Annotated in this window: 3 protein-coding genes; 1 reads left to right on the top strand and 2 read right to left on the bottom strand. The window is 65.0% G+C overall.

Going from position 1 to position 3,389, the window contains the following annotated elements:
- The first annotated feature begins 294 nt into the window (after positions 1 to 294).
- A complete protein-coding gene (locus GM676_RS31125) occupies positions 295 to 1,287 on the top strand; it encodes a TlpA disulfide reductase family protein (protein WP_155468434.1) in 993 nt (330 codons plus the stop codon).
- On the opposite strand, the gene GM676_RS31120 is transcribed toward GM676_RS31125, so the two are convergent.
- Together GM676_RS31120 and GM676_RS31115 are read right to left on the bottom strand one after the other, a co-directional pair.
- Entirely contained in the window at positions 1,272 to 2,393 is a 1,122-nt protein-coding gene (locus GM676_RS31120) for an extracellular catalytic domain type 1 short-chain-length polyhydroxyalkanoate depolymerase (protein ID WP_170304395.1), read from the bottom strand. The two genes, GM676_RS31125 and GM676_RS31120, sit on opposite strands and share 16 nt — an antisense overlap.
- 66 nt (positions 2,394 to 2,459) lie before the next feature.
- Positions 2,460 to 3,389, bottom strand: a 930-nt coding sequence (locus tag GM676_RS31115; RefSeq protein WP_229262939.1) for a DUF3418 domain-containing protein, incomplete at its 5' end; no start/stop codon positions are given.

The following is a 3,389-nucleotide window of genomic DNA, read 5'->3' as shown; positions in this document are numbered from 1 at the left end:
TTCCGGCTAAGCGTTACTACAGCGCGCTATGGGTTACTAAAATATCTGTGGTGCATAGTTATTAGAGCGATGACGCGCGCTTTTAGTTCCGTTTATTCCTGCGCTAGCGTGAAATATCAGCGATTAGTAGGAGATAGTACAGAGTAGGCAATTTTAGTAAAACGCCGAAAAAAAAAGACCCCTACCCTATATCCTCCCGTTTCATGGCCTGGTCATTCAGATGGTTCTTGCCCCTTTTGGCTGCGCCAAGACGGGAGTAGGATGGCTTGTCAATGAACTCATCAAGGGTGGATCATGAAATGGAGCTTGGGGTTGGTTTTACTGGTGGCGCTGGCCGGAACGGCGTTGGCGGATGATGCCAGCGGGAGCGGCAAGCAGCGGGCGCAGTTGGCCGGCAAGGCGTTGATCGGTCAGCCCGGCCCCTCCGCCGCGCTGACCTCCATCGACGGACAGCGCATCGATCTGGCCGCGCTGTATGGCAAGCAGCCGGTGTATCTGAAATTCTGGGCGACCTGGTGCAAGCCTTGCAACGAGCAGGCACCGGGCTTTGAGAAACTCTATCAGCAATATGGCAAGCGTATCGCGGTGGTGTCGGTGAATACCGGCTACAGCGAGACGGACGCCGATATCCGCGCGTTCATCGCCAGGTACCAGTTGCACATGCCGACGGTGGTCGATGACGGCAGCCTGGCCGGCAAGCTGAATTTGCGCGTCACGCCGCAGCACATTGTGATCGACGCGAACGGCCGCATCGTCCACATCGGCCACCTGGACGACGCGGAGTTGCATGCGGCGCTGGAGCGCGTGGCGAATACCGCGCCAGACAGCGACGCCATCGCGCTCGCACCACAAGGCGGCGCACCCACCACGTTCAAGCCGGGCGACAAGGTGCGCGGCATCAGCCTGGTCACGCTGGCGGGCAAGAAGATGACGCTGGGCGCCGGCAAGCCGCGTGCGCTGGTGTTCTTCTCGCCGTGGTGCGAATCGTATTTGCGCGAAACCCGTCCCGCCACCGCCGCCGCCTGCGAACGCGTGCGCATCGAGGCCGAAAAGCTGGCCAGGGATAAGGGCACCGAATGGATCGGCATCGCGTCGCCGTTGTGGACCTCGCACGCCGAGCTGGCCGAGTACGCAAAACAGAACCGCAGCACGATTCCGCTGGCGCTGGATCAGGATGGCGCGATCTTCCGCGCTTTCGGCGTGCACAATATCCCAACCATCGTCACGCTGGATGCGCAGGGCCGCGTCAGCAGGATCGCCGGCTGGGATGATCAGCTTCTGCGGTGACGGCCGAAGAATTCCACCATCATCCTGCTGGCGTCCGGGCTCCCCTTGGCGTTGAAGGGCAGCGCCGGATCGCCGCCCGACCATGCGTGTTCCAGTTGTTCGATCTGCACGGCGCGCAGCATGAGCTTGCGGCCGACGTAGAAGTCGTGCAGGCTGCTGCGGGCTTTTTGCGTGATCTTGGCGGGGCCGGAAAGGCGGTTCAGCAGCAGGCTTTGGCGCATCAATTGCGCCTGGTTGATCGGGCGGACCACGGTGTCGGCCAGGCCCTGGATCAGGATCGCGGGCATGCCGGGGAATGGCGGCTGGCGTTGCAGGATGTCGTGGGCTGCGCCGTCGGCGCGCAGGCCGGCGCCGTGGCGCATGACGCCGATGGCGGTCAGGGTGTTCTGGCCGGCGCCGAACACCGGGCCGGAGTGCAGGCCGACGGCGGCGAACAGTCCTGGGTGGTTCAGCGCCAGGATGTTGGCCATGCCGGCGCCGGCGGAGATGCCGGCCACGTAGACGCGGCGGCGGTCGATGGGATATTGCGTCATCACTTGGTGGATGATGCCGACGATGGTGGGGACGTCGCCGCCGCCGTCCTGGGTGGCGCGTTCGTACCATTTCCAGCAGCGGTGGGCATGGTGGCTCAATAGCTGTTGCGGGTAGAGGACGGCGTAGCCTTTCTTCTCGGCCCACAGGTTCATGCGCGTGCCTTGCGCGAACTGGGTGGCGGTCTGGCGGCAGCCGTGCAGCATGACGATCAGGGGCCGGCCTTCCGGTTGGGCGGGATGGTCGGGCAGGTAGAGCCAGTAGTTCATGCGCTGCCCGGCCGCGGTGGGGACGTGCGAGGAGAGCCATTTGCCCGGCGCGACGGCGGTGCGCGCCCCCGCGGCGACCGACGCGGCGGGGCGCGGCGTAGCGGTGCGAGCAGCAGCGGCGCGAGAAGCAGCGGCGCGTGGCGCGGCGGCGCCCGGCGCGGTGGCGGGGCACGGCGTCTTGGCGTGGGGTTTGGCGGCGGCGCGTTTGCGTACGGGTTTGGGCGGTGTGGTGGCGGCGGCGATCAGTTTCGCTGTGCGCGTGCCGGCGCGGATCAGGCTTCGCAGCAGCTTCCCGGTTTTGACCATCGCAACGTCCTCCTGTTGCCAATCAGTCTAGCCGAAAGCCGCCGCGGCCTGCGTACGGCAGCGCGCTTAACGCTGCATCGACTCCCACACCTTCTGCAAGCGCTTGACTGACACCGGCATCGGCGTGCGCAATTCCTGCGCGAACAAGGACACGCGCAATTCCTCCAGCATCCAGCGGAATTCGACCAGCTTCGGGTCAGTGTTCTTGCCGGCCGATTTGTCGCGGCTGGCGCGCAGCCAGGGCGCCGCCGCCTGCTGCCATTCCGCCATCAGCCTGGTGTCGCGCGCCGGATCGCCGCGCAGTTTCTCAATGCGCACGTTGATCGCCTTCAGGTAGCGCGGGAAGTGCGACAGCTGGCTGTATTCGTTCTCTTGCAGGAAACGCTTGTGCACCAGTCCTTGCAACTGCTGCTGCATGTCCTGCGCGGCCGGCTGCGGCAACCCTTGCAGGCGTTTCGGCAAGCCGTGGAACTCGGTCAGCACCTGCGACAGCAGGCGCGCGATCTCGTTCACCAGCAGCACCAGGCGCGACTTGCCTTCGTCCTTGCGTTTGGCGAAGCTGGCGGCGTCGATCGGCAGCGGATCTTGCAGGCAGGCGATGTCCAGCGCCTTGTTGATGATCTGCTCGCGCAGTTCCTCCTGCGTGCCCATGCTCATGAACTGCATGCCCATTTGCTGCAGATTGGGGATGCTCTTTTCGATGAACTTGATCTGGTCCTTCATCTGCAAGGCGAACAGGCGGCGCAGGCCGACGCGGTGGGTGCGCGCGGCCACCGTCGGGTCGTCGAACACTTCGAGGTCGCAATGCGTGCCCTTGTCCACCAGCGCCGGGAAGCCGATCAGCGTCAGCTTGCCCTGGGCGATTTCCAGCAGCTCCGGCAATTCGCCGAAGGTCCAGGAGCTCAGGTTGGTCAGCGTGATATGGTTAGCCGCGGCCGCGGCCGGGGCCTCGGCTGTGGCGGCGCCCTTGCCGCCCGCGCCGCCGGGGGCCGGGCC

Origin of the sequence: Duganella radicis (assembly GCF_009720825.1) — a bacterium.
GTDB classification, from domain to species: domain Bacteria; phylum Pseudomonadota; class Gammaproteobacteria; order Burkholderiales; family Burkholderiaceae_D; genus Rugamonas; species Rugamonas radicis.
The sequence above is the reverse complement of the archived record's forward strand: the minus strand, read 5'-3'. Positions and strand labels throughout refer to the sequence as shown.

Excerpts from the sequence above, each read along its gene's own strand:
- GM676_RS31125 (WP_155468434.1), top strand. The coding sequence starts at position 295 with ATGAAATGGAGCTTGGGGTTGGTTTTACTGGTGGCGCTGGCCGGAACG.
- GM676_RS31120 (WP_170304395.1), bottom strand. The coding sequence starts at position 2,393 with ATGGTCAAAACCGGGAAGCTGCTGCGAAGCCTGATCCGCGCCGGCACG.